The organism is Yersinia intermedia (assembly GCF_900635455.1).
GTDB classification, from domain to species: Bacteria; Pseudomonadota; Gammaproteobacteria; order Enterobacterales; family Enterobacteriaceae; genus Yersinia; species Yersinia intermedia.
The window spans coordinates 3,843,455-3,869,354 of the sequence record NZ_LR134116.1; the positions used below are offsets into that span (position 1 = coordinate 3,843,455).

The following is a 25,900-nucleotide window of genomic DNA, read 5'->3' on the forward strand; positions in this document are numbered from 1 at the left end:
CATAGCAAACAGCACCTATTTATACCCAATAGATTTCAAGTGGCGGGAAGGCGGTAATCCCAAGGATGAGCCGAGTAACGAGTACAGCCAATACATTGCAGTTTGAAAGATGACGGGTTTGCCAGCTAAAAGTGACAACGACAGAGGATGCAACAATGAGTGTTCAACAAGAAGGTGCAGAGCTAAAGCGGGGGCTTAAAAACCGCCACATACAGCTTATTGCCTTAGGTGGCGCAATTGGTACCGGATTATTCCTTGGTATCGCGCAAACCATTCAAATGGCGGGGCCTTCAGTGCTACTGGGGTATGCAATCGGCGGCTTTATCGCGTTTCTGATTATGCGCCAGTTAGGAGAAATGGTAGTCGAAGAGCCAGTAGCGGGTTCTTTTAGTCACTTTGCTTACAAATATTGGGGGAACTTTGCCGGTTTCGCTTCCGGTTGGAACTACTGGGTACTGTATGTGTTAGTGGCGATGGCCGAACTGACTGCTGTAGGTATCTATGTACAATATTGGTGGCCGGAGATCCCGACATGGGTGTCAGCGGCGGTCTTCTTCTTAGCCATCAATGCCATCAACCTGGCGAATGTCAAAGTGTATGGTGAAATGGAGTTTTGGTTCGCCATCATTAAAGTGGTCGCTATCATTGCAATGATTCTGTTCGGTGGATGGTTACTACTTAGCGGGCAAGGCGGCCCGGAAGCCACTGTGACTAACTTGTGGGCACAAGGCGGCTTCTTCCCTAACGGGATCATGGGCTTGGTTATGGCCATGGCGGTGATCATGTTCTCCTTCGGTGGCCTTGAGTTAGTTGGGATTACCGCCGCAGAAGCAGAGAACCCTGCTAAAAGCATCCCCAAAGCAACCAATCAGGTTATCTACCGTATCCTGCTGTTCTATATCGGTTCTCTGGCAATCTTATTATCACTCTACCCATGGGGGAAAGTGGTCGAAGGCGGCAGCCCATTTGTACTGATCTTCCATGCATTGAACAGTAATGTGGTTGCAACTGTATTGAATATCGTGGTACTGACAGCGGCATTGTCGGTCTATAACAGTTGTGTTTACTGCAATAGCCGCATGTTGTTTGGTTTAGCCAAACAAGGCAACGGCCCGAAAATGCTGCTGAAAGTCGATGGTCGCGGTGTACCTGTTATTGCGATCGCCGTCTCTGCATTTGCCACCGCTTTCTGTGTATTGATTAACTATCTGATTCCAGGCCGAGCCTTCGAATTACTGATGGCACTGGTGGTATCGGCGTTGGTAATCAACTGGGCGATGATTAGCCTCGCGCACCTTAAATTCCGTGCAGCTAAAAACCGCCAAGGTGTTATTCCACAGTTCAAAGCCTTCTGGTATCCGTTCAGCAACTACCTGTGCTTGCTGTTCCTAACCGGCATTTTGATCATTATGTATCTGACTCCGGGCATCCAGATTTCTGTGTTGTTGATTCCAGCTTGGGTATTGCTACTGGCTGTTGGCTATATCCTGAAAAATCGCAACCAACGCGCGAAATCCTGATAGCAGAAAAGCAGGTTTCTCTGGGGAATTTGACAACATCATAGCTAACGGGTCAGCCACAGCGCTGGCCCGTTTATTTTATTGTTTAACAAAACCATGTTCGACTGACTCGCCATCCTCGCATCAAAACCATCAGTTAGGATAATCAAGGTATGCCGGTTTTCGGCGAACCACCGGCAGACAACCCACGCGTGAAACTGGCCAAATTATCACATTAATAAATGCGGGCTAATTAATCATATTCCGTTGAGATGGCACTGGCCGAGTACAAACTCTCCGGCCAGTGCCGTAAATCAGAAAACTACACCAGTGCACCGTAAATAGTCAGTAAAGCCACCACTACAATCACCGTTAGTGTCACTTTTCGTGCCAACGAGACCGCAGCTCTTGGCGTCTGTACAGGGTCTAAATGAGGCTCACGAGCCAAAGAATACTGCGCCAATTGAGTCAGAACCTGATACTGCTGAGCTCTGAAATCGCCTAGTGAGGCAAACCAGGCTGGTAATGCTCTTTCGCCGTGCCCCAATAAGGCATATGCCACGCCCACCAACCGCACAGGTATCCAGTCCAGCCAATGTAACAGACGATCAATACCAGATTGAGAACGCTGCAAAGGCGTATGGTGCCGGGCTAACCAAGTTTGGTATCCGCGTAACATCGCGTAACCCGCTAGCGCCACAGGGCCATAGTTAACACACACAACGAACCAGAATATAGGGGCTAAATAATACCGGAAGTTTATCCACAACAAGGCATTTTGCAGGGATTGTAAGCGAGCTTTCTCTCCGCTATCCATGGGTAAACCATGGATTAACGCTAACTCCACTGCCATTTTATCGGTGGCATGAGCATCATTTTGGCGTGCAGCTTTAAGGTAGGCTCGATAGTGTTTACGAATGCCCCCCGCACCAATACACAGCAGGCAAATCAGAATCCAAATCAACAACAGGGGGAAACCAAACAAGATATTCTGCACTAACTGCAAAATCAGCCATACCAAGGCCATCCACACAGCGGTCAGCAAAATAGTTTGTGCCAACGAAAAGCGATGTAAACGCGCAAATACGACTTCAAGGCGATGATCTAACTGCCAATGTTCGCCCAGTTTAAACAAGCGCTCCCATGCTAGTACCAGCAGCAGCGTAAACAGTGTCATTAGCTCTTATTCTCCCTTTAGCACTTAACCAGCCCTGAACAGGGCATATGCCTCCCGGCATGCATAAACCAAACGATAAAAACAGGCGACGAGCAGATGATCCCTCGACAACGAACCTGCGGTAAAGACTAAATCGCCCACATTACGATGGCGATGATAACTTCACCAAATTCTGCTGATACAACGCCCAATCAAAAGCGGGACCAGGGTCGGTTTTACGTTGTGGCGCAATGTCACTATGCCCCGCCACCCGATCAATGGTTATCGGATAATTGGCAAACAACAGCGCACTTATCTCATTCAAACTACGATACTGTGCGGACGTAAACGGTAACACATCCGTTCCTTCCAGCTCGATCCCTATCGAAAAATCATTACACCGCTCACGCCCACCAAAGCTCGATACTCCAGCATGCCAGGCGCGGTGATCAAACGGAACATATTGAATAATTTCACCATCACGACGAATCAGACAGTGGGCTGAAACTCGCAAATGAACAATATCAGCAAAATAAGGATGTTCATCAGCATTTAGTGTGCCAGTGAAGAGTTGATCGATGTATGGGCCACCGAACTCGCCAGGGGGCAAACTGATATTATGAATTACCAGCAGCGAAGGTAACTCGCCTTCTGGCCGTTGATCAAAATGGGGGAAACAACCCGTTTAACCCCTGAAATCCAGCCATTCTCTAACTGCATTGCTTATCTAAGCCCCCTAATAGTACACTTCAACTGGCTCTTTTATGGCACTTCAGCCAGCAACAGAGTAGCATGTTTGAACTATTATCTATCCGCCCTTTCGGAGTTTTCTATGCCGACTCGCAGCTATAATGCCGACAGCCGCCGTGCCGAGCTATTGGAACGAATTCAATGTGATATCCCGTCAACTGTTGCCCAAGCGTTGAGCGAAGACCTTGGTGGTGAGGTTAATGCAGACCGCGACCTCACCGCACAATTGCTCCCAGCGGATAAACAAGCCAATGCCACGATTATTACACGCGAAGCTGGTATTTTTTGTGGTCAGCGCTGGTTGAATGAAGTGTTTATTCAACTTGGCGCCCAAGTGGCAGTTGAATGGTTAGTTAAGGATGGCGACAAGTTGACAGCCAATCAGGTACTTTGCCATCTGACTGGCCCTGCCCGTACCCTACTTACGGGTGAACGCACTGCACTTAACTTCTTACAAACCTTATCCGGTGTCGCTACCGAGGTTGGCCGCTATGTAGCGGAGCTTTCTGGGCTACATACACAATTACTCGATACCAGGAAAACCTTGCCAGGGCTACGTACCGCTTTGAAATATGCCGTCCTCTGCGGTGGCGGCAATAATCACCGACTCGGTTTGTCGGATGCTTTCCTTATCAAGGAAAATCACATTATTGCTACTGGCTCTATTAAAGAAGCGGTTGCTAAAGCATTTTGGATTCATGCCGATGTCCCGGTCGAGGTTGAAGTTGAATCCCTTGATGAATTACAGCAAGCATTAACCGCAGGTGCCGATATCATTATGCTGGATAACTTTACTATTCCAATGATGCGTGATGCTGTACTCATGCGTAATGAGCTTGCCAAGACCCAAGAGAGCGCACAACTGGAAGTTTCTGGCAACGTTACGCTAGAAACTCTGCGAAGCTATGCCGAAACAGGTATTGATTTCATCTCGGTCGGCGCACTAACCAAACACGTTACCGCATTAGACCTTTCCATGCGATTTCAATAAGCCTATCAAATTATCTTCGGCCGATGATAGCCATTAGCAGATTCGAATTCTGTTTTTGCGAGCATCGCCGAAGATATCTGTGACCCCACTGTAACAACCTAAATACTCGACAGCCTGCTTCGCAAATCGATGTAATGCCCCTGTTGCTATCAATAAAAAAGCTGCACTCTTGCCTCGTTTTCACACACAAGGAAAGTGGCAAATGAATAAGCAACAGGGTTTTACCTTAATTGAATTAATGGTCGCCATCGCCGTCATTGCAGTGCTCAGCGGTATTGGTATTCCTTCCTACCAGCGCTATATCCAAAAAGCCGCACTCACCGATATGTTACAAGCCATCGTCCCCTACAAAATGGCCGTGGAGCTTTGTGCTCTGGAGCATGCCAAGTTCGATAACTGTAGTGCGGGCAATAACGGCATACCGGCCGGACAATCATCGCGTTATGTCAGTGCAACAACCATTGATAAAGGGGTGATTAGTTTTACCGGTCAACATACCCTTGCCGACCTGACTCTAGCGATGACTCCCACATTCAGTAGTAGTGGAAATATCGTCTGGACCAGAACATGTACCACCGTAGATAACAATCTTGCTGATAGCTGTAAGACCGTGTTCCGCTTCAATGATAAGGTTTAATGAAATGACTGAATTTATGGCACACCAACCCGAGCGAATCAGCACTGAATTGCACAAACTCTGTCGTCGTTATAGGGCAATCGCCTTAAAACTTGATGGCAAAAACCTGTCTATCGCATCATCAAAGCCAGTAAGTGACGAATTATTAACTGCCCTGCGTTTTACTTATGGGCGTAAAATCACCGTAGAATATTGGCCTGAGGCCAAGATTGAACAGTCATTAAACCTTGAGTCATCAGCAAAAGAGCCACTAAACCGGGATGTAAAATCTACCCCAAATAGCCAAGGTGTATCGCGACAAGAGAAAGAACGAGCAAGAGGCGACTTATCTTTACTGCCGCCAAAGGACTTAGATGAAACGTTGCTGGATAATGAAAGTGATACCCCCGTTATTCAATTTATAACTCAAACACTCAGGCTGGCGATTCAGAAACGTGCATCAGATATCCATTTTGAACCTTATCAGCATCATTATCGTATTCGTTTCAGAATTGATGGCGTTCTACACGAATCCCCGGCCCCCACAGCAGAATTAGCCAGCCGCATCAGCAGTTGCCTAAAAGTCATGGCTAAATTGAATATCGCTGAAAAACGGTTGCCGCAAGATGGTCAACTAGCTTTAGTGCTAAATGGCACTCGCTACTCCATAAGAATAGCCACTCTCCCCGTACAGTTCGGTGAAAAAGTGGTGCTACGTATATTGAATATTCATCAACAACCTACACTGGCTAATCTGGGGTTGAATACTATCGCCCACCAACAACTCACACGCGCATTATCTGCTCCGCAAGGCTTAGTTCTGGTTACTGGGCCTACTGGCAGCGGAAAAACAGTGACGCTGTATTGCAGTTTAGACCAACTCAATCAACCGCAAAGAAACATCTGTAGTGTTGAGGATCCTATTGAGATCCAGGCTGATGGCATAAATCAGACTCAAACTAACAATAGGATTGGGTTGGATTTTTCTTGTGTATTACGCGCGATGCTACGGCAGGATCCTGATGTGATTATGCTCGGCGAGATTCGCGATAATGAAACTGCTGAGATAGCAGTTAAGGCCGCTTTAACCGGGCATCTGGTACTTTCAACACTGCATACCAACTCAACGTCTGAAACCCTAATACGCCTGACACAAATGGGAATAGAACGTCACTTAATTGCATCGAGCCTGACATTAGTTATCGCCCAACGACTGGTTCGCAGGCTCTGCCTACACTGTCGTCAGGCCTCTCCTAGCCTTTTTCAGGCTCCGGCAGGCGTTTGGCCGAGTCCATTACAGCATTATCTGGCGGTGGGCTGCGAACACTGCTGTGCAGGTTATTATGGACGCACGGGTATTTACGAAATGCTGAGTGTAACTCCGCAAATTCAACATGCCTTGCTCAGCAATGTCAGCCCGGCAAAACTCACTCAGATTGCGCAAAAGCAGGAACAAGTCACATTGCTTTCTGCTGGTTTGGCATTAGTCGAAAGTGGTGTTACTACACTTAGTGAAATTAATCGTGTTGTAGGAACCCTGAAAGAACCCGAGGCAACATCGTGAGCCACCAGCGTTTATTTTACTGGAAAGCCATTGATAATAAAGGCCAATTACAGACTGGCACGCAATTAGCAACCGAGCGAAATATTGTTTATGAGCAAATGTTCCGCCAAGGGCTACAACCATTAAATGTTAAGGGTGGCAAGCAATTATCAATTAGTTATTGGCGAGGTGAGCGTCTGGTGGCTGTTACTCGCCAATTGGCGACGCTGCTGCAAGCCGGTCTGCCTTTGGTCAATAGCTTGCAACTGCTAGCGAAAGAAATAGATGCGTTACCATGGCGGTGCTTATTGCAGGACATAAGCCAACAGGTTTCGCAGGGGCTATCACTATCTGAAGCGATGGCGCGTTATCCACATACCTTTCCCCGATTATATCCTCCAGTAATTGCGATGGGGGAACTCACGGGTAACCTTGAACAGTGCTGTATTCAGTTGGTACAGCACCAGGAACGGCAGCAAAAACTGCAGAAGAAAGTGATTAAAGCACTCAAATATCCAGTATTTGTCTGCATTATCGCAATGGTTGTTAGCCTGGTTATGCTGGTCATGGTATTGCCTGAATTTGCGCAGATTTATCAATCATTTGATACACCATTACCCACACTGACAGCCACATTGTTGCTGATTTCAGTATTTCTTACTGCTTACGGGCCATATATTGCTGTGTTATTAACATCAATATGTATGGGATACCTTTATGCTCGGCGGCGTCAGGCGCACGTACAACAATGGGAGCAAACGTTGTTATTACGCCTCCCATTCATTTCCACATTAATTCGTGGGGGCTGCCTTAGCCAAATTTTTCAAACATTAGCCATCACGCAACATGCTGGATTACCGCTGACGGCCGGATTGGATGCCGCGCTCCTTTCCATCAATAACTGTGCCTATCAGCAAGCATTAAGGCATATTCAACAACAGATCAATCAAGGCGAGCCGCTGCATACCGCCCTTGCACAACAACATCGTCTATTCCCACCGCTATGCCAACAAATGGTTCGTGTGGGTGAGGAATCTGGCGCATTGGATGTGTTATTAGAAAAATTAGCAAGTTGGCATCAGCAAAAAACACAGGATTTAGCCGATAATCTCACTCAAATGTTAGAGCCACTGTTGATGTTAATTATTGGCAGTATCGTCGGGGTTCTAGTGATTGCGATGTATTTACCGATATTTCAACTAGGGGATGTTATTGGGTAATACAGGTATTGAGGGCAGAATGTGGCGGGAAAAAGGCAATTCGAAACAGGGCGTTAAATAGCGCCCTGTTTACATCAGTAATCAGTTACTGCCGAATACACGGTTTTCTTGCTCCGCAACGCGGATAAAAGTGGTGCGCTTAGTCAGTTCTTTTAAATGCGAAGCACCCACGTAGGTACAAGCAGAACGCAAGCCACCCATAATGTCGCGTACCGTGTTATCAACTGAACCCCGTAACGGCAGTTTAACAGTTTTACCTTCTGCGGCGCGATATTCAGCGACACCACCAACATGGCGTTTCATGGCGGACTCTGAACTCATACCGTAGAACAGCATAAATTTCTCGCCATTCTCTTCAACCACACGGCCTTCACACTCATCATGCCCTGCCAGCATGCCACCGAGCATGACGAAATCAGCACCACCACCGAAAGCTTTAGCCACATCACCCGGTACAGAGCAGCCGCCATCACTGACAATCTGCCCACCTAAACCGTGGGCAGCATCGGCACACTCGATCACAGCAGATAGCTGTGGATAACCAACACCGGTCTTAACTCGCGTGGTACAGACAGAGCCAGGGCCAATTCCCACTTTAACAATATCCGCACCAGAAAGGATAAGCTCTTCTACCATCTCGCCGGTCACTACATTACCGGCACAAATCACTTTGTCCGGGCAGGCTTCGCGCGCTTTTTGCAGGAAGGAAACAAAATGCTCAGAGTAGCCATTAGCCACATCGATACAGATAAATTTCAGAGTCGGAGATAACGCCAGAATTTGCTTCATTTTGTCGAAATCGGCAGAGGAAGTCCCTGTTGACACCATGACATGGCGCAATACAGATTCAGGAGCCCGTTTTACAAACTCAGCCCATTGTTCAACCGTATAGTGTTTATGAACTGCGGTAAGTACATCAAATGATGCCAAAACTTCAGCCATGCGGAAGGTGCCAACAGTATCCATATTAGCAGCGATGATAGGTACACCAGACCAATTCCAACCTGAATGTTTGAAGGTAAACTGGCGTTCCAGTTCTACTTCAGAGCGGCTTTTCAGTGTGGAACGTTTAGGGCGGATTAACACATCTTTAAAACCTAATTTCAAACCTTCTTCAATACGCATGGCTTATTATTTCCTGGTTAGTGGCGATAGATCGCAAAAGTGATCGGGCGTAAATCACGCCATCCCAGTGAAGCTATCATACGCATGAATAATTCTACGGCAAGACTGCGAATCCACCTTTATTTACGCTATAATCCCACAAATTACTTGAAGAGAGGCAACAGCGCTTTTATCTGCGCGCTCACTTCATTTATTTTTCCACGTAGCTCAAACAGAATGCATACCTTACTATCTCTTCCCACCTGCTTTCAGATACAATTCGACCACTCACTGACAGTATACAAGGCTAGGCGATGACCTATATTGTGGCTCTCACTGGCGGGATTGGCAGCGGCAAAAGCACCGTAGCAGATGCATTCGCCAACTTCGGGGTGCCCCTTGTTGATGCTGACATTATCGCTCGCCAGGTTGTTGAACTGGGTATGCCAGCATTAGCGGCTATCGCATCCCGCTATGGCGACACTATTTTGCAAGCAGATGGTTCATTAAACCGGAGTGCATTGCGCACAAAAATTTTCAGTGAGCCGCAGGAAAAAGCATGGTTAAATTCATTGCTGCATCCACTTATTCAGCAAGAAACTGAGCGCCAATTAGCGGATATTGATAAACCATACGCACTTTGGATTGTTCCTTTGTTGCTTGAAAATGGTTTACAGCACCGTGCTAATCGTGTGTTAGTGGTAGATGTAGCGCCTGAAATACAACTCACGCGCACGATGGCAAGAGATGGTATTACTCGCCAACAGGCAGAACATATTTTAGCGTCACAGGTTTCGCGGCAACAACGGCTGGCCTGTGCCGATGACATTATTGACAATAGCGGCGATCCATCCATTATCGCTTCGCAAGTTGCTTCATTACACCAGCAGTATTTAATATTGGCAGCCGTGGCCCAACAGGATTTACACCAATGAGTGACCTCACCTCAACAATACTTTTTGAACATCCGCTAAATGAAAAAATGCGTACCTGGCTAAGAATAGAGTTTTTATTACAACAATTAGAAAGCCACCGTTCATTAGATAATATTGCCACTGCATTAACGTTTTTCCGCGCCGCATGCGATTTGATTGAAGTTTTGGATCGCGGCGAAGTCCGCACTGATTTACTTAAAGAGCTTGAGCGCCAACAACAAAAGTTGCAGCAATGGGCTGATATACCCGGTGTGGATATGTCGCGAGTGGACTCCTTGCGCAGTAAACTAAAAAACCATGCCACAGTATTAATGTCCGCGCCACGTATCGGGCAATCATTAAAAGAAGACCGTTTAATCGCTGTCGTTCGCCAACGTCTTAGTATTCCCGGTGGCTACTGCAGCTTTGATTTACCCACGTTACATACCTGGCTACATCAACCACAGGCGCAGCGTGACCAACATATTGATAAATTGCTGGTAAGCTTAGCGCCACTCAATCAGTCTCTAACCATCATTTTAGATTTAATTCGCCAGTCGGGTCCGTTGCGGGCACAAATCAGCTTGAATGGTTTCTTTCAAGATAATGCCGAAGGTGCTGATCTACTGCGGCTGCGCTTGCCATTAGACCCACAACTATACCCACAAATTTCTGGTCATAAAACACGGTATGCTATTCGCTTTTTACCGCTCGACAGTGAAAATGGTACCGTTCCGGCCCGTTTATCGTTTGAATTAGCCTGCTGCTGATGTGGCAATCAATCAGTTGGTTTTTAAGGAGAGAATATGGACTTAGAAGAAATCGAAGTTAACTGCCCTACCTGTAGGAAAATCGTTATCTGGGGAGAGCAAAGCCCATATCGCCCTTTCTGCTGTAAACGCTGTCAACTGATCGACCTAGGCGAGTGGGCTGACGAAGAAAAGCGTATTTCAAGCCATGGCGAGTTATCTGACAGTGATGAATGGAGTGAGGAAGAACCCCCAACGCATTGATGCGCATATCATTGGGGAGCAACCGTGTTTTGCTCCCTTCCCATTGTATTCATTACAATTTTATTAATAAATAATATGGGGTTATCTGGTGAGTAATGCAATGATTGCGGCATTCGCTGGTGGAAACTCCTCGGCAACCAATTCGGATTGCCTTACCCAACGAATGGGCTGCCCTTCACGGCCAAAAGGTTCACCATCCCACGCTTCAACCATATAGAAACTTAATGTCACGATACGATCGGTAAAAGTATGCTCCAAGACGTTGAGTAAAACAGCCTCTTGTACCACGATCCCTACTTCTTCTGATAGCTCACGTTTTAAAGCAAGCTCAGCTGTTTCACCCTGCTCAACCTTGCCACCGGGAAACTCCCAAAAACCTGCCATATGAGAATCAGCAGCGCGTTGAGTAATAAAAATCTCCTGCTGGGAGTTGCGGATAATCCCTACCGCGATCTGTAAATGTTTCAATTCTCTTTCTCCTGATCAGAGCATAAACAGTAAGTTATGTGGCCTCTTGGTATCTATTCTAAAAAGAACGACAAAAAAACTAAAATAAAGGGCGGTTTTTAAGCCGCCCTCATTTTCAGTATCACCAATGGCCTAAAGTATTACTGTAGGCTGCCATGACACTGTTTATATTTTTTGCCTGAACCACATGGGCACGGATCATTACGACCCACTTTACGCTCAAGGCTAGCGGCAACATTGACTTCATCCTTTGACATCAAAGCACTGTTGTCAGACTGATGGCTTAGTTGCTGCTGTTTCGCCAAACGCTCGGCTTCTTCACGACGTTGTACTTCCAGCGCTTCTACCTCTTCTGGCATCCGCACTTGTACTTTGCTCAGCACACTGATCACTTCATATTTTAGTGATTCCAACATGGCAGCGAACATGGCGAAAGATTCGCGCTTATATTCCTGTTTAGGATCTTTTTGCGCATAGCCACGTAAATGAATCCCCTGACGCAGATAATCCATTGCAGCCAAGTGCTCTTTCCACAAGGAGTCGAGTGTTTGTAGCATCACGCCTTTTTCGAAGTTACGCATCATATCGATGCCAACAACTTCTTCTTTGCGGTGATACACCTCAATCGCTTGTTGAAGAATGCGCTCACGTAACGTTTCTTCATGTAGTTGTGGCTCATCTTGCAACCATTGTGCAATTGGCATATCCAAGTCGAAATCATTTTTCAGGCGCAGTTCAAGGCCTTCAACATCCCACATTTCTTCCAGTGACTGGGTTGGAATGTAGCTGTCGATAACTGTTTTGAATACGTCTTCACGGATACTGTTAATAGTTTCACTAACGTCAGATACATCCAGCAATTCATTACGCTGGCTGTAGATGGCACGACGCTGATCACTGGCGACATCATCATATTCAAGCAGTTGCTTACGAATATCAAAGTTACGGCTTTCAACTTTACGCTGTGCGTTAGCAATGGCCTTCGTCACCCATGGATGTTCAATGGCTTCGCCCGGTTTCATCCCCAATTTACGCATCATGCCAGACACACGGTCAGAGGCAAAAATACGCATCAAGGCATCTTCCATTGACAAGTAGAAGCGTGAAGAACCGGCATCACCCTGACGACCCGCACGACCACGTAACTGGTTATCGATACGACGTGACTCATGACGTTCGGTACCAATAATGTGCAAGCCACCTGATGCCAGCACCGCATCATGGCGAATCTGCCAGGCGGCCTTAATGGCGGCGATTTGATCTTCAGTCGGATCTTCCAGCAAAGCAATCTCACTCTGCCAGCTACCACCCAACACGATATCGGTACCACGACCTGCCATGTTGGTAGCGATAGTTACCGCACCGGGTTGACCCGCCTGGGAGACTATTTCTGCTTCCATGGCATGGAACTTAGCGTTCAGAACTTTGTGCTCAATGCCCGCTTTGGTCAATTCAGCCGATACCACTTCGGACTTCTCAATTGAGATAGTACCAACCAATACTGGCTGACCGTTCGCTGTACGCTCACGGATATCTTCGATAATCGCACCAATCTTTTCCTGCTCGGTCATATAGACCAAATCAGCTAAATCCTTACGAATCATTGGGCGGTTAGTAGGTACAACAATAGTATCAAGCTTGTAGATTGAGCTAAATTCAAATGCTTCGGTATCCGCCGTACCGGTCATACCGGCCAATTTTTCATAAAGGCGGAAATAGTTCTGGAAGGTAATGGAAGCCAGTGTTTGGTTTTCGTTCTGGATTTCCACGCCTTCTTTGGCTTCAACAGCCTGATGCAGGCCATCTGACCAACGACGCCCTTGCATGGTACGGCCGGTGTGTTCGTCGACGATGATAACTTCACCATCTTTCACAATGTAGTCAACATCACGGGCAAACAGCACATGGGCGCGTAACGCGGCCGTGACGTGGTGCATCAGCATAATGTTGGTTGGAGAGTACAGCGACTCACCTTCTTCCATGATGCCCGCTTCCACTAACATTTGCTCAATCAGAATCAGACCACGTTCGGTTAAGTGAACCTGACGTGATTTTTCATCTACCGAGAAGTGACCTTCACCCTGGAAGGTGTCTGAGTCTTCTTTTTCCTGACGAATCAGTTTTGGAATCAGTTTATTAACCCGAATATACATCTCGGAACTGTCTTCCGCCGGGCCAGAGATAATCAGCGGGGTACGAGCCTCATCGATCAAGATGGAGTCAACCTCATCCACCAGTGCATAGTGCAATTTACGCTGCACACGCTCTTCCGGGCTGAATGCCATGTTATCGCGCAGATAGTCAAAACCGTATTCGTTGTTAGTACCGTAAGTGATGTCAGCAGCATAAGCAGCACGCTTAGCGGGTGCAGCCATATTCGGCAGGTTGATACCAACGCTCAGACCGAGGAATTCGAACAATGGACGGTTATTTTCGGCGTCACGTTGAGCCAAATAGTCGTTGACGGTAACTACGTGAACGCCACGGCCACTCAGCGCATTCAGGTAAGCTGGCAGGGTTGCAGTCAGGGTTTTACCTTCACCAGTACGCATTTCTGCGATGCAACGCTCATTCAGTACCATACCGCCCAGCAACTGCACGTCGAAGTGACGCATGCCAAATACGCGTTTACTTGATTCGCGAACTACCGCAAAAGCTTCAGGAATCAAGGTTTCCAGCACAGCGCCTTTTGCCAGACGCTCGCGGAATTCATCTGTTTTGGCACGCAACTCAGCATCGGTCAGTTTTTCAATTTCTGGCTCCATACGGCTGATTTGATCAACCACTTTGCGCATACGGCGTAGAGTACGATCGTTACGGCTGCCAAAGACTTTGGTTAATAATTTGATTAGCATGATTCTTAATATCTCTTACAAGACCACCAAACCGGCGGCCAAAGGTTGTATAAAATTGAGGTAAACCAAGAGAATAATTAGCTTATACCCGTCATACTTCAAGCTGCATGTGCGTTGGCTACATTCAATCACCCGAATCACCTACTTATGTAAGCTCATCGAGATTTTCTCGCTTGCCGCCTTCCTGCAACTCGAATTATTTAAGGTATAGGATAGTAGGCCCGGCCCGAATGCCTTGCACTTGTGCAAGCCAGAGTCCAGGTTTGTGTAACGAAAGAACAGGCCGCTTAACTTGCTCGGTGTAACGAATGATAGCCGGTGGCTTAAACTCGTGTGTTAGCAGTGCATTGAGGGTATCCAACAGTGCAAGTTGCTGAATTTGTGATGGTTCAGCTTGCTCGACTGCGGCAACTTCTTGCACCCGCGCATAAGCGACCTGAGGTGCCAACGCAAATGAGAGGTGACGAATAACCGTGCGCAGTGCATGCTGTTGCCAGTAGTCTACGCTGAATGAAGGACGGCGATGCATATCATGCAACAATGCCAAACTGTTAAAGTTTGTCACACCGTAATTCTGACGGCTTTGGCTTGATGATGTGTTCGGTATTGCAGTTTGATCTGGAACGCCAGACAGGTTTGATGGCACGCCAAGACTCGCCGCTACCATCCCTAACAAGAGATGCGGCCAGAAATAACGTCTGCCAAATTGTCGCCAACGATTTAGAATACCGATCACAAGTTTAAAATCCGCCGGAGCCTTGTCAATGCGTGAAAACCGCCCACAATTATTAGATGTTCTGTTCGACGATGCCATTGCAGCAGAAAACGGACCGCTACATAACGTACAACAACGCGCTACTGCACTGTTAAAACTGAACCGTGCGGTAAAAGGATTGCTCCCTTCACAAATGCAGCCGTGGTGCCGTGTCGCTAACTATCGACAGAGTGTTTTAGTGCTAGAGACCGCGAACGCTAGCTGGTTAATGCGCTTACGTTATGAACAACCCGCGCTGCTCTCTGCACTACGAGCGCAAATTCTACCATCATTGTCTTCAATCGACATCAGGATTAATCCGTCGTTAATGGCCCAAGGCCATAACATTACGCAAGATGCGGCAAAATCAGCGCAAGATCCTGACAAATCGCCGCCATTACGTCATCTAAGTTTGGAAAGTGCTAAGGAATTAAGAGGATTAGCGAGCCGTAGCCCTGAAAAACTTAGAATAATATTGGAACGATTGGCTGCGTTGGCCGGAGAGAGTGCCAACGCAACCAAAAGTGATAAGTAGCTTTACCCTTTGCACTTACAGCGAGGTTAGCTAGCTGTAATGCCAATGACTTTGGGTATAAAAGTACTTAGTAAGCTAATACTGTAGACGGAGCTTTGAATGCCAGTGGCATTTCAGCTTCGTCTTGGAACGTCACAAATTCCCAAGCTTCTTGCTTAGCTAGAACAGCCTGCAACAACTTGTTATTTAAGGCATGGCCCGATTTAAACGCAGTGAATGCGCCAATAATATTATGGCCACACATAAACAGGTCGCCAATCGCGTCCAGCATTTTGTGACGAACAAACTCATCTTCAAAGCGCAAGCCATCTTCATTAAGCACGCGGTAATCATCTACCACAATGGCACAATCGAAACTACCGCCCAGGCACAAACCACGGGACTGTAGATATTCGATATCACGCATGAAACCAAAAGTACGCGCACGGCTGATTTGACGGACGAATGAATCGGCCGAGAAATCCAGACGGTAACGCTGAGTACTTGAGTCAATCGCCGGATGATTAAAATCAATGGTAAAATCTAAACGGAATCCATTGAATGGAGACAATTCAGCCCACTTATCACCGTCTTCAACCCGTACAGTCTCTTTCAGACGCAGGAATTTCTTCGCAGAGTTTAACTCTTCGATACCGGCATCCAGCAGCAAGTACACGAATGGACTGGCACTACCGTCCATAATCGGCACTTCGGGAGCGTTAACTTCAATAATAATGTTATCAATCCCTAACCCTGCCAAAGCAGCGTTGAGATGCTCAACAGTAGAAATACGCACGTCATGCTCATTGACCAGGCAAGTACAGAGCATGGTATCACGCACGGATTTTGCATCTGCCGGAAAATCAACCGGTGGATTCAAGTCAGTGCGACGATAGATGACCCCGGTATTAGCCGGCGCGGGTCGCATTGTCAGCGTGACTTTCTTACCGGTGTGCAAACCGACGCCAGTTGCCTGAACAATACGTTTTAAAGTCCTTTGTTTGATCATCGTTTTATCTCGCAATGTTATCCATCCTACCGACCAAGTTTATAACAAGGTCGGTGGGACAGTTTAGCACAAAGAGCGGAGATTCCAAATATTCGAAAATTAATCGGCTTGCTTGCGCAAAAATGCCGGGATATCCAAATAATCGGGCTCTTTATTGGTTTGAGCAGTAGGGTCATTGACCACTTTAGCCGCAGGTTTAACTTCCTGAGGTAAAGGTGACATGCCATGCTGCTGGTAACGATGGTCCATTACAGGCTGAGTCTGCTTGTTGGTAACCAACGTAATTTCTGGGCGTTTATCCATACCGATACCGGTCGCAACAACAGTTACGCGCAGTTCGTCGTTCATTTCCGGGTCTAACGATGTACCGATAACAACGGTGGCATTGTCGGACGCGAATGCACGGATAGTATTACCCACGGTTTCGAATTCATCCAAACGCAAATCGAAACCAGCAGTGATGTTAACCAACACACCACGGGCACCAGACAGGTCGATATCTTCCAACAACGGGCTGGAGATAGCCATTTCTGCTGCTTCTTCTGCACGGTCTTCACCACAAGCCACACCAGAACCCATCATGGCATAACCCATTTCGGACATCACGGTGCGCACGTCGGCAAAGTCAACGTTCATCAGGCCTGGGCGGGTAATCAGTTCGGCGATCCCCTGAACAGCACCTTTTAACACGTCGTTAGCTGCACCGAATGCATCCAGTAAAGAAATGCCACGACCCAGAACTTTCAATAATTTGTCATTCGGGATAGTGATCAGTGAGTCCACATGCTTGGACAACTCAGCAATACCCTGCTCAGCAAATGCCATGCGCTTCTTGCCTTCGAAGTTGAAAGGCTTGGTAACCACGGCGACTGTCAGAATACCCAGTTCTTTTGCCACTTCGGCAACAACAGGAGCAGCACCAGTACCGGTACCACCACCCATACCTGCGGCGATAAAGACCATGTCCGCGCCTTCAAGAGCCGCACGCAGTGCTTCACGGTCTTCTTCGGCTGAATTACGGCCCACTTCTGGGTTCGCGCCAGCACCCAAACCTTTGGTAATACCGCTACCAATTTGGATGGTTTGGCCAACAGCCGTCTTACGTAGCGCCTGAGCGTCTGTATTAACGGCGAAGAATTCAACACCTTCGATGCGCTCGCGCACCATGTGTTCGACGGCATTACCACCGCCACCACCGACGCCGATGACTTTAATCACCGCGTCATTGGTTAGTTCCATAGGTTCAAACATAGTTTCTCTCCGTTTTGTGCCTGTCGCTTCGAGATCAAAAAATATGTTCAGCATGATCTCTTTGTTGAAACATTAAAACTCTTTTCTCAGCCAGCTATTGATACGTTTAAACCAATTGCCCACTGAGGCACGTTTTTCTACTTCTGACTCACCACTGAGATGAGATTCTTTACCGTAATGCAATAACCCAACAGCAGTGGAGTAATAAGGTTCCTGTGCATAATCCGTCAGCCCGGTGATATTGAGCGGTTGACCGATACGAACCTGGGCATGGAACACCCGTTGTGCGCATTCAGCCAGCCCATCAATTTGTGCAGCACCGCCAGTCAGCACGATACCGGCTGCCAGATGATGCTTCACGCCTTGCTGACGCAACTGCTCCTGCAATTGTAAAATCTCGTCATTAACTAAATTCAGCAACTCGGTGTAGCGTGGTTCTATAACCTCAGCGAGCGTCTGTCTTTGCAGACTACGGGGAGGGCGTCCGCCAACACTTGGCACTTCTACACTTTCGTCCTTGCTGACTATCGACCCGAGCGCACAGCCGTGCCGAACTTTAATCGCTTCCGCATCTGTAGGCGGCGTACCAAAAGCATAAGCTATGTCGCTGGTGACCACATTCCCGGCGTAAGGGATAACTTTGGTGTGCCGTAACGCGCCACCGGTATAAACCGCCATATCCATGGTGCCACCGCCGATGTCAACGACACAGACACCCAGCTCACGCTCATCTTCAGTCAATACTGCATAACTTGCTGCCAAACCGGCGAAAATCAGTTGATCCACTTTCAGACCACAACGCTCCACCGCTTTAACAATATTCTTCGCCATATCGTTATGGCAGGTAATCAGGTGTACTTTAGCCTGCATCCGCACGCCAGACAGACCAACAGGGTTTTTGATGCCTTCCTGATAATCGATGGCATATTCCTGTGGAATAACGTGCAGGATACGATGCTCATCACGCACACGCACCGACTTCGCGGTATGCACTACGTTCTCTACATCTTCCTGAGTTACTTCTTCTTCTGAAATAGGAACCATCCCTATTTCATTCTGACAACTGATATGTTTACCCGATAAAGCCAAATAAACAGATGAAATTTGGCAATCCGCCATTAACTCCGCCTGATCGATAGCGCGCTGCACGCATTTCACTACCGATTCAAGATCATTAACTCCACCCTTATCCATGCCACGGGATGGGCAACTGCCGACCCCAATAATATTGACCATGCCATCGGGCAGAACTTCCCCTACCAATGCGGAGACCTTTGCCGTGCCGATCTCAAGACCTACTACCAGTTTTCTGTCCGTCGACTTGATCATTGTTGTTTTGCCTGTGCCTGATTCTGTTGCGGATTACTGTTCTGCTGGCCATTTATTGGTGGCTCACCACCCTGACTGTCGATAAATACTGGAGCCCAACCTATTGCAGCCCCTGTCTCATATCGCAAATCAACATAACTGACTCGTTTATCTGGCTGCTGTTGCAACATCGGATATAACTCGATGAAACGTTGCAAACGCCCCATCCGGTCATCCCGTCCCAGCTCCAGCCGAACATCATTATCTAAGGCCAACTGCCAAGAATGCCTGGCGCTCATTGCCACCATTTTTAGCTGATATTTATTGGCCGCTAACACCTTATTTATTGCCCGGTAGCCTTCCAGAACATCCTGTTCACTGCCTTCCGGGCCATACAGTAATGGCAATTTCTGTTTGCCGACCCGCTCGGATGGCACACTAAATGACCGCCCTTGCTCATCGACCATATGTAAATCATTCCAGCGGGCAAAAGGCACATACTCCACCAGATGGATTTTCAGCTCATCCGGCCACTGTTTACGCACACTGGCCTGCTGAATCCATGGCAACCTTTCAATCTGCTGTTGGATGATGTTCACATCCTGCGTCATAAAAGTACCCGGTGCACCCAATGCCAGAATTGCCTGGCGGATATCATCGTTAGTGGTGTAATGGCGCTCACCAGTCACCACCAGTTTTGACAGTGGTAATCGGCTGGCATCTTTCATCCACCCCACAACGACCCACCCACCCCAGAGCATGGTACCCAAAACCATCAGCAGGAAAATCAGACCTGCTAATTGGCCTCCGTTACTGCGCCGGGCTACGCTGTTTTCCGCCGCACGTTCGCGCGCATTCAGGGCAGCTTGCGACATATCAGTCAGCCAACGTCAGAATTCGCGCCACTAACTGGGAGAAACTCAACCCAGACTGGCGGGCTGCCATCGGCACTAAACTGTGGCTGGTCATACCCGGTGAAGTGTTCACTTCAAGTAGGTAGAAATTGCCGTCACTGTCTTGCATGACATCAACCCGGCCCCAACCACTGCAACCCAGCGCCTGGTAAGCCTGCAATGACAGTGTTGCTAACTGCTGTTCCAGCTCATCACTTAAGCCACTTGGACAAAAATACTGTGTCTCATCAGAAAGATACTTGGCTTCATAATCATAGAACACACCAGGCGCCTGAATACGGATTGACGGTAAAACGTTGTCTCCGAGGATCGCGACGGTATATTCCGGGCCACTCAACCATTTTTCTATCAGCACATCACTGTCGTGGCGGAAGGCTTCTTCCAAGGCACCGTGCAATTGATCGGCCTGATCAACCTTGCTCATGCCAACACTGGAGCCTTCGTGGCTTGGCTTCACAATTAATGGCAGGCCAAGCTTAGCGACACATGCCATTAATTCCACTGACGAAAGTGTTTCAAACTGTTGACGATTCAACGCGATATACGGTGAAATCGGTAAACCTGAGGCTTGCCACACCAATTTGGTGCGTAATTTGTCCATCGTCAGGGCTGATGCCATCACGCCGCTGCCGGTATAAGGCAGTTGCAGGAACTCCAACACCCCTTGCAGGGTGCCATCTTCCCCACCACGACCGTGTAAGGCGATAAAGACCTTATCAAAGCCCTGTTCTTTAAGCTGAGTCACTGGGAAGTCTTTGGTATCTATCCCATGGGCATCGATACCCGCTTCTCTCAAGCCCGCTAATACCGCCTGACCTGATAGCAATGACACTTCACGTTCAGCGGAGGTACCACCCAGCAGTACTGCGACTTTCTCAGCCATGATGTTCCTCATCTTTTGTCTGTGGCTGCAATTTAATATCAGCCAATTTACGAGCAATTTTACCAATGTTACCTGCGCCCTGAACCAGAATCAGGTCATCGCCGTTCAGCACTTGCGCCAATACTTCCGGTACGGTTTCACTGTCTGAAACCAAAATTGGGTCTAACTTGCCACGATTACGGATGGTACGGCACAACGAGCGGCTATCAGCCCCTGGGATCGGCGGTTCACCGGCAGCGTACACATCCAACATCAGTAGCACATCAACCTGCGATAACACATTGGCGAAGTCGTCGTACAGGTCACGGGTACGGGTATAACGGTGCGGCTGGAAGACCATCACGATGCGCTTATCCGGCCAACCCGCGCGCGCAGCTTTAATGGTGGCATCCACTTCAGTTGGATGATGGCCGTAGTCATCAACCAGCATCGCACTGCCTTCTTTGCCATTGACCGGCATCAGCGGGAAGTTGCCGAGGAAATCAAAGCGGCGGCCAGTCCCCTGGAACCCTACCAACGCACGCAGAATATCCTCGTCTTCGATACCTTCTTCTGTCGCCACGGCAACCGCCGCCGCTGCATTTAGCGCATTGTGACGACCCGGCGCATTCAACGTCACCGTCATCAATGGCTTATCCAAGCGTTTGAGCGTGAAGTGCCCCTGTGGGCCTTCCTGCCGGTAGCTGGCTATCTGCACATCAGCGTCATCACTGAAACCGTAGGTGGTAATGTGGCGGCCTACCCGTGGTAGCAACTCGCGCACCACAGGATCGTCAATACACATCACTGCACGGCCATAGAATGGCAAGTTATGCAAAAAGTTAATAAACGTCTGTTTTAAGTTCTCAAAGTCGCCCTGATAAGTATCCATATGGTCGGCTTCGATATTCGTGACAATCGCCACCATCGGTTGCAGATGCAAAAATGACGCATCACTTTCATCGGCTTCCGCTATCAGGTAACGGCTGGACCCAAGACGAGCATGGGTACCTGCCGCTTTCACCAACCCGCCGTTAACAAAGGTTGGATCCAGACCGGCCTCAGCATAGATACTGGAAACCATTGCCGTGGTGGTAGTTTTGCCGTGGGTGCCCGCAACCGCAATCCCATGACGGAAACGCATCAACTCTGCCAGCATTTCTGCGCGGCGGATCACCGGAATACGCGCCTCGCGAGCTGCAACAATCTCTGGATTATCCGCAGAGATGGCGGTTGAAACCACGACCACACTGGCGTCCAGAACGTTTTCAGGACGGTGATGGAAATAAATCTGTGCGCCCAAAGAAGTCAAATGCTGGGTGACCGGGTTAGGTGCCAAATCTGAACCGCTAATCTGATAACCTTCGTTAGCCAACACTTCAGCGATACCACCCATGCCAGCACCACCGATGCCAACAAAGTGAATGTGCCGGACGCGACGCATCTCGGGCACGATAGTTCGTAGTTTCGCCAGTTGTTGTGTATTCACGTTTCTCTTCACTTTTTTGTCTGTTGCATATTCACAGCCCGCATTAACCTAACTGCCCGCTGTTCATTATCTGTTTTTACTATTACTTACTGGCCGCGACCACTTCGGCGGCTACGCGCTCAGTGGCATCCGGGATAGCCACGGACCTTGCCCGTTCTGCCATGGTCAGTAAGGTTGCTCGATCCCACTGTTCCAATAGGCTGCTGACCGCCTCGGCGCTAAATTGCGGCTGTTCGATAATTTTGGCCGCACCGGCCTTTTCCAGCGGCAATGCATTCCAATATTGCTGCCGATCTTTATGCTGAAACGGCACAAAAATCGCGGGTAAACCTGCGGCGGCAACTTCACTGACCGTCAATGCGCCCGAACGACACACCACGACATCGGCCCAACTATAAGCGGCTGCCATATCGTCGATAAACTCAGTAATTTTATGCTTATCGCCACCCTGCCCTACTTGCTGGTATGCCTGTAATACCTCTGGCAATGCGCCTTTACCTACCTGATGCCACAGCGTGATTTTCTCACCCAACAGTGCGGCAACCTGCGGCATCGTCTGATTTAGCACCCGCGCACCTTGGCTACCACCGATAACCAATACACGAATCGGCCCTTCACGGCCTACCAAACGTTGCGCCGGCAATGGCAGCGCAAGAACATCGGTACGAACCGGATTACCAACAACATCTGCATTTGGGAATGCGCCGGGGAAGGCCTGTAACACCTTTTTAGCAATTCTGGCCAGCCAGCGATTAGTCAGACCCGCAATGCCATTCTGCTCATGCAACACCACTGGAATACCGCACAGCCATGCGGCCAAACCACCGGGCCCGGAAACATAACCGCCCATGCCCAGCACTACATCCGGCTGGTAATCACGCATGATTTTCTTGGCCTGACGCACCGCGCGATAAATCCGCACTGGTGCCATCAGTTGGGCCATCAGCCCCTTGCCGCGTAAACCAGAAATCTGGATGAAATCGATCTCAATGCCATTTTGAGGTACCAATGACGCTTCCATTCGGTCTGCGGTGCCGAGCCAACGCACCTGCCAGCCTTGCGCCATCAGATGATGTGCCACGGCCAATCCGGGGAAGACATGCCCCCCAGTGCCACCCGCCATCACCATTAAACGCTTGGTCTTGCCACTCATCGGGCACTCCTTACAAACGCCTGGGCTTTTGCCAGACGTGTTTCAAAATCAATACGTAACAACAGCACAATTGCCGTTGACATAATAATCAGGCTCGAACCACCGTAACTGATCAGTGGCAATGTCAAACCTTTGGTCGGCAACATCCCGGCAGCAGCCCCAACGTTAACCAGTGCCTGAAAACTAAACCAGACCCCGATTGAGCAAGCCAAAAAGCCAGAAAACCGCTGATCTATCTCTAATGCGCGACGCCCGATGGACATAGCACGAAAAGCGACGAAGAATACCATTAACAGTGCCAGAACCACACCGAAATACCCCAGTTCCTCGCCTAAAATCGAGAAAATAAAGTCAGTGTGCGCTTCCGGCAAATACTCCAGTTTCTGCACTGAGTTCCCTAGGCCTTGCCCCCAGAATTCACCTCGGCCAAAAGCCATCAGTGACTGGGTTAACTGATAGCCACTGCCGAACGGATCAGCCCATGGATTCCAGAAGGATGTCACACGGCGCATACGGTAGGGTTCAGCAACAATCAGCAGACAAACCGCAAACACACCAGAGCCGATAATCGCCAAAAACTGCCACATTTTCGCGCCAGCCAGAAACAGCATCGCCAGGGTAGTAATAAACAGCACTACCACCGTGCCTAGATCGGGCTGTGCCAGCAGTAACACCGCCAGAATGACCATGACCCCCATCGGTTTGCAAAAGCCCCAGAAGTTACTGCGAACCTCTTCAACCTTGCGCACCAGATAGCTGGCCAGATAACAAAACAGTGACAGCTTGGATAATTCCGCAGGCTGAATACGTAGCGGCCCCAGTGAAATCCAGCGTGACGCCCCGTTTACCGAGCTACCCACCACCAATACCACCAGCAGCATCACTATCGAAATCAGCAGCATAATGTTGCTATAGCGCTGCCAAACCGCCATCGGGATACGTAATGTCACCAGCGACAAACCAAATGCCAGCGCCAGATAGAGGGCATCACGCTTGGCAAACAGGAAGGGGTCACTGGCCAGACGCTGACCAATCGGCATTGATGCCGATGTCACCATCACAAAACCGATAATCGCCAAACCAAATGTCAGCCACAGCAAGGTTCTGTCGTAAAGCACCATGCTGGTGGTATCGCTCTCCCGCGATCCCATCACAAAGTGTTTTACGGTATTAAACAGCCCCAGCCCCGGCATGCGCATCAGCCCAACTCCTCTGCCAGGCGAGCAAACTCATCACCACGTTGCTCAAAACTGCGGAATTGGTCCAAACTGGCGCAAGCAGGAGACAGCAGCACCATATCCCCCGGTGCCAAGCTCTTCGCCAGCAGTACCATGGCCTGTTCCATTGTCTCGGTAAGCTGAGAGACTTCGGGCCGCAGTTCAGCCAGTTGCTCACCATCACGACCAAAACAGTAAACTTTGATATGGTCGCCTTGCAGAAAACGCGTCAACCCTGAGAAATCAGCGGATTTACCGTCGCCCCCCAGCAATAAATGCAAGGTGCCTTCAACCTGTATGCCATCCAACGCTGCTTCCGTACTGCCCACATTGGTTGCTTTAGAGTCATTAATCCAACGCACGCCGTTGTGCTCAAACACCAGTTGGAAGCGGTGTGATAAGCCGGTAAATGTGGTCAATGCTTTCAAACTTGACGAACGGGGAATCCCTACGGCATCAGCCAGTGCCAGTGCTGCCAACGCATTGGTATAGTTATGGCGACCGGTCAATTTCATTTCGCGGGTATTCAAGACTTTTTCACCCCGAACCCGCAGCCAGATTTCTCCCTGCTGCTTATTCAGATGGTAATCACCCACATCCACACCAAAGCTAATACAGCGGCTATCAGCGCCACGCACCGGCATGGTAAGCGCGTCATCGGCATTCACAACACAGACTTTAGCGTTTTCATAAACTCGCAGTTTAGCTGCGCGATATTGCTGCAAACCGAACGGATAACGGTCAGTATGATCTTCTGTTACGTTCAAGATGGTGGCCGCACTGGCATGCAAGCTTGAGGTGGTTTCCAACTGGAAGCTCGACAGCTCTAGTACTACCAGTTGGTTTTCTTGTCTCAATAACGTCAGTGCCGGAACACCGATATTGCCACCGACGCCTACCTGCCAGCCCGCCGCTTTAGCCATCTCGCCCACCAGCGTGGTCACCGTGCTTTTACCGTTAGAGCCGGTAATCGCCACTACAGGTGCCTGATTCTCACGGCAGAACAGCTCGATATCGCCGACAATCTCGACACCAGCCTCGGCTGCGTCATTCAAGGCAGGATGTGCCAGCGCAATGCCTGGGCTGGCCACAATCAAATCTGCATCTAATAACCACTGCTGATTAAGATCGCCGACATGGCGCTCAACGCTTTCAGGCAATTTATCCAGGCCTGGCGGATTAATACGGGTATCCATCACACGCGGCGTAACACCACGCGCCATAAAGAAATCAACGCAGGAAAGGCCGGTTAGCCCCAGCCCGATAATGACTACTTTTTTACCCTGATAATCAGCCATAA

The 25,900-nt window shown here is 48.8% G+C and carries 23 protein-coding genes and 1 pseudogene; 9 read left to right on the forward strand and 15 right to left on the reverse strand.

What is annotated here, in order from left to right; translation table 11 throughout:
- Positions 1 to 155 precede the first annotated feature (155 nt).
- Complete coding sequence (locus tag EL015_RS17635) at positions 156 to 1,520, forward strand: amino acid permease (protein WP_005181472.1); 1,365 nt, start codon at positions 156 to 158, stop codon at positions 1,518 to 1,520.
- A gap of 301 nt (positions 1,521 to 1,821) precedes the next feature.
- Here the strand turns inward: EL015_RS17635 and ampE are convergent, their stop codons facing one another.
- The gene (gene ampE, locus EL015_RS17640) at positions 1,822 to 2,676 is read right to left on the reverse strand and encodes a beta-lactamase regulator AmpE (RefSeq protein ID WP_005181469.1); all 855 of its coding nucleotides are present in this window, start codon (positions 2,674 to 2,676) and stop codon (positions 1,822 to 1,824) included.
- Between the two features lie 142 nt (positions 2,677 to 2,818).
- Positions 2,819 to 3,375 (reverse strand): annotated as a pseudogene (gene ampD / locus EL015_RS17645) (1,6-anhydro-N-acetylmuramyl-L-alanine amidase AmpD).
- 112 nt (positions 3,376 to 3,487) lie between these two features.
- Between ampD and nadC the strand changes: the two are divergent.
- From nadC to hofC, 4 genes are all read left to right on the forward strand, one after another.
- A complete protein-coding gene (nadC, locus tag EL015_RS17650) occupies positions 3,488 to 4,396 on the forward strand; it encodes a carboxylating nicotinate-nucleotide diphosphorylase (protein WP_005181464.1) in 909 nt (302 codons plus the stop codon).
- A gap of 202 nt (positions 4,397 to 4,598) precedes the next feature.
- Complete coding sequence (gene ppdD, locus EL015_RS17655) at positions 4,599 to 5,033, forward strand: prepilin peptidase-dependent pilin (RefSeq protein ID WP_005181460.1); 435 nt, start codon at positions 4,599 to 4,601, stop codon at positions 5,031 to 5,033.
- A gap of 4 nt (positions 5,034 to 5,037) precedes the next feature.
- The gene (gene gspE / locus EL015_RS17660) at positions 5,038 to 6,576 is read left to right on the forward strand and encodes a type II secretion system protein GspE (RefSeq protein ID WP_005181455.1); all 1,539 of its coding nucleotides are present in this window, start codon (positions 5,038 to 5,040) and stop codon (positions 6,574 to 6,576) included.
- Positions 6,573 to 7,775, forward strand: coding sequence for a protein transport protein HofC (gene hofC, locus EL015_RS17665; RefSeq protein ID WP_032905465.1), 1,203 nt, complete (start codon positions 6,573 to 6,575; stop codon positions 7,773 to 7,775). The genes gspE and hofC overlap by 4 nt, the downstream gene beginning before the upstream one ends.
- An 81-nt stretch (positions 7,776 to 7,856) precedes the next feature.
- Here hofC and EL015_RS17670 read toward each other — a convergent pair whose 3' ends face one another.
- On the reverse strand, positions 7,857 to 8,900 hold the full coding sequence (locus EL015_RS17670; RefSeq protein ID WP_005181452.1) for a GMP reductase: 1,044 nt from the start codon (positions 8,898 to 8,900) through the stop codon (positions 7,857 to 7,859).
- Positions 8,901 to 9,193: 293 nt separating this feature from the next.
- Between EL015_RS17670 and coaE the strand changes: the two genes are divergently transcribed.
- From coaE to yacG, 3 genes are read left to right on the forward strand one after another with little or no spacing between them, the layout of a single operon-like run.
- On the forward strand, positions 9,194 to 9,814 hold the full coding sequence (coaE, locus tag EL015_RS17680) for a dephospho-CoA kinase (protein WP_005181451.1): 621 nt from the start codon (positions 9,194 to 9,196) through the stop codon (positions 9,812 to 9,814).
- A complete protein-coding gene (gene zapD, locus EL015_RS17685; RefSeq protein ID WP_032905464.1) occupies positions 9,811 to 10,563 on the forward strand; it encodes a cell division protein ZapD in 753 nt (250 codons plus the stop codon). Before coaE ends, zapD begins: the two co-directional genes overlap by 4 nt.
- Before the next feature lie 36 nt (positions 10,564 to 10,599).
- On the forward strand, positions 10,600 to 10,806 hold the full coding sequence (gene yacG, locus EL015_RS17690; RefSeq protein ID WP_032905463.1) for a DNA gyrase inhibitor YacG: 207 nt from the start codon (positions 10,600 to 10,602) through the stop codon (positions 10,804 to 10,806).
- Positions 10,807 to 10,887: 81 nt separating this feature from the next.
- Here the strand turns inward: yacG and mutT are convergent, their stop codons facing one another.
- The 3 genes from mutT to secM all read right to left on the reverse strand — a co-directional run bounded on the left by mutT (position 10,888) and on the right by secM (position 14,865).
- Positions 10,888 to 11,274, reverse strand: coding sequence for an 8-oxo-dGTP diphosphatase MutT (gene mutT / locus EL015_RS17695; protein ID WP_005181440.1), 387 nt, complete (start codon positions 11,272 to 11,274; stop codon positions 10,888 to 10,890).
- A gap of 140 nt (positions 11,275 to 11,414) precedes the next feature.
- Positions 11,415 to 14,129: a preprotein translocase subunit SecA gene (gene secA / locus EL015_RS17700; protein WP_005181439.1), complete on the reverse strand. Its 2,715-nt coding sequence runs from the start codon at positions 14,127 to 14,129 to the stop codon at positions 11,415 to 11,417.
- 196 nt (positions 14,130 to 14,325) lie between these two features.
- A complete protein-coding gene (gene secM / locus EL015_RS17705; protein ID WP_005181437.1) occupies positions 14,326 to 14,865 on the reverse strand; it encodes a secA translation cis-regulator SecM in 540 nt (179 codons plus the stop codon).
- 28 nt (positions 14,866 to 14,893) lie between these two features.
- Here secM and EL015_RS17710 point away from each other — a divergent pair, with 28 nt between their 5' ends.
- Positions 14,894 to 15,418 carry a DUF721 domain-containing protein gene (locus EL015_RS17710; RefSeq protein WP_005181434.1) on the forward strand — a complete coding sequence of 175 codons (525 nt, stop codon included), beginning with the start codon at positions 14,894 to 14,896 and terminating at the stop codon, positions 15,416 to 15,418.
- 67 nt (positions 15,419 to 15,485) lie between these two features.
- Here the strand turns inward: EL015_RS17710 and lpxC are convergent, their stop codons facing one another.
- The 9 genes from lpxC to murD all read right to left on the reverse strand — a co-directional run bounded on the left by lpxC (position 15,486) and on the right by murD (position 25,898).
- Complete coding sequence (gene lpxC, locus EL015_RS17715) at positions 15,486 to 16,406, reverse strand: UDP-3-O-acyl-N-acetylglucosamine deacetylase (protein ID WP_005181431.1); 921 nt, start codon at positions 16,404 to 16,406, stop codon at positions 15,486 to 15,488.
- A gap of 99 nt (positions 16,407 to 16,505) precedes the next feature.
- A complete protein-coding gene (gene ftsZ / locus EL015_RS17720) occupies positions 16,506 to 17,657 on the reverse strand; it encodes a cell division protein FtsZ (RefSeq protein ID WP_004389003.1) in 1,152 nt (383 codons plus the stop codon).
- A gap of 72 nt (positions 17,658 to 17,729) precedes the next feature.
- Positions 17,730 to 18,986: a cell division protein FtsA gene (gene ftsA / locus EL015_RS17725; protein ID WP_002210431.1), complete on the reverse strand. Its 1,257-nt coding sequence runs from the start codon at positions 18,984 to 18,986 to the stop codon at positions 17,730 to 17,732.
- Positions 18,983 to 19,840 carry a cell division protein FtsQ gene (gene ftsQ, locus EL015_RS17730; RefSeq protein ID WP_005181422.1) on the reverse strand — a complete coding sequence of 286 codons (858 nt, stop codon included), beginning with the start codon at positions 19,838 to 19,840 and terminating at the stop codon, positions 18,983 to 18,985. Before ftsQ ends, ftsA begins: the two co-directional genes overlap by 4 nt.
- A gap of 1 nt (position 19,841) precedes the next feature.
- The gene (locus EL015_RS17735; RefSeq protein ID WP_032905462.1) at positions 19,842 to 20,762 is read right to left on the reverse strand and encodes a D-alanine--D-alanine ligase; all 921 of its coding nucleotides are present in this window, start codon (positions 20,760 to 20,762) and stop codon (positions 19,842 to 19,844) included.
- Entirely contained in the window at positions 20,755 to 22,230 is a 1,476-nt protein-coding gene (gene murC, locus EL015_RS17740) for a UDP-N-acetylmuramate--L-alanine ligase (RefSeq protein WP_005181419.1), read from the reverse strand. The genes EL015_RS17735 and murC overlap by 8 nt, the downstream gene beginning before the upstream one ends.
- Before the next feature lie 82 nt (positions 22,231 to 22,312).
- A complete protein-coding gene (gene murG, locus EL015_RS17745; RefSeq protein WP_032905461.1) occupies positions 22,313 to 23,383 on the reverse strand; it encodes an undecaprenyldiphospho-muramoylpentapeptide beta-N-acetylglucosaminyltransferase in 1,071 nt (356 codons plus the stop codon).
- Entirely contained in the window at positions 23,380 to 24,582 is a 1,203-nt protein-coding gene (ftsW, locus tag EL015_RS17750) for a cell division protein FtsW (protein ID WP_032905460.1), read from the reverse strand. Before ftsW ends, murG begins: the two co-directional genes overlap by 4 nt.
- The gene (gene murD / locus EL015_RS17755) at positions 24,582 to 25,898 is read right to left on the reverse strand and encodes a UDP-N-acetylmuramoyl-L-alanine--D-glutamate ligase (RefSeq protein WP_005181416.1); all 1,317 of its coding nucleotides are present in this window, start codon (positions 25,896 to 25,898) and stop codon (positions 24,582 to 24,584) included. Before murD ends, ftsW begins: the two co-directional genes overlap by 1 nt.
- Between the last annotated feature and the right edge of the window lie 2 nt (positions 25,899 to 25,900).

Coding starts and splice junctions, on each gene's coding strand:
- nadC (WP_005181464.1), top strand. CDS start 3,488: ATGCCGACTCGCAGCTATAATGCCGACAGCCGCCGTGCCGAGCTATTG.
- secA (WP_005181439.1), bottom strand. CDS start 14,129: ATGCTAATCAAATTATTAACCAAAGTCTTTGGCAGCCGTAACGATCGT.
- ftsZ (WP_004389003.1), bottom strand. CDS start 17,657: ATGTTTGAACCTATGGAACTAACCAATGACGCGGTGATTAAAGTCATC.
- ftsW (WP_032905460.1), bottom strand. CDS start 24,582: ATGCGCATGCCGGGGCTGGGGCTGTTTAATACCGTAAAACACTTTGTG.
- ftsQ (WP_005181422.1), bottom strand. CDS start 19,840: ATGTCGCAAGCTGCCCTGAATGCGCGCGAACGTGCGGCGGAAAACAGC.
- gspE (WP_005181455.1), top strand. CDS start 5,038: ATGACTGAATTTATGGCACACCAACCCGAGCGAATCAGCACTGAATTG.
- coaE (WP_005181451.1), top strand. CDS start 9,194: ATGACCTATATTGTGGCTCTCACTGGCGGGATTGGCAGCGGCAAAAGC.
- murG (WP_032905461.1), bottom strand. CDS start 23,383: ATGAGTGGCAAGACCAAGCGTTTAATGGTGATGGCGGGTGGCACTGGG.
- ppdD (WP_005181460.1), top strand. CDS start 4,599: ATGAATAAGCAACAGGGTTTTACCTTAATTGAATTAATGGTCGCCATC.
- EL015_RS17635 (WP_005181472.1), top strand. CDS start 156: ATGAGTGTTCAACAAGAAGGTGCAGAGCTAAAGCGGGGGCTTAAAAAC.
- EL015_RS17670 (WP_005181452.1), bottom strand. CDS start 8,900: ATGCGTATTGAAGAAGGTTTGAAATTAGGTTTTAAAGATGTGTTAATC.
- murD (WP_005181416.1), bottom strand. CDS start 25,898: ATGGCTGATTATCAGGGTAAAAAAGTAGTCATTATCGGGCTGGGGCTA.
- ftsA (WP_002210431.1), bottom strand. CDS start 18,986: ATGATCAAGTCGACGGACAGAAAACTGGTAGTAGGTCTTGAGATCGGC.
- zapD (WP_032905464.1), top strand. CDS start 9,811: ATGAGTGACCTCACCTCAACAATACTTTTTGAACATCCGCTAAATGAA.
- EL015_RS17710 (WP_005181434.1), top strand. CDS start 14,894: ATGCGTGAAAACCGCCCACAATTATTAGATGTTCTGTTCGACGATGCC.
- lpxC (WP_005181431.1), bottom strand. CDS start 16,406: ATGATCAAACAAAGGACTTTAAAACGTATTGTTCAGGCAACTGGCGTC.
- yacG (WP_032905463.1), top strand. CDS start 10,600: ATGGACTTAGAAGAAATCGAAGTTAACTGCCCTACCTGTAGGAAAATC.
- ampE (WP_005181469.1), bottom strand. CDS start 2,676: ATGACACTGTTTACGCTGCTGCTGGTACTAGCATGGGAGCGCTTGTTT.
- EL015_RS17735 (WP_032905462.1), bottom strand. CDS start 20,762: ATGGCTGAGAAAGTCGCAGTACTGCTGGGTGGTACCTCCGCTGAACGT.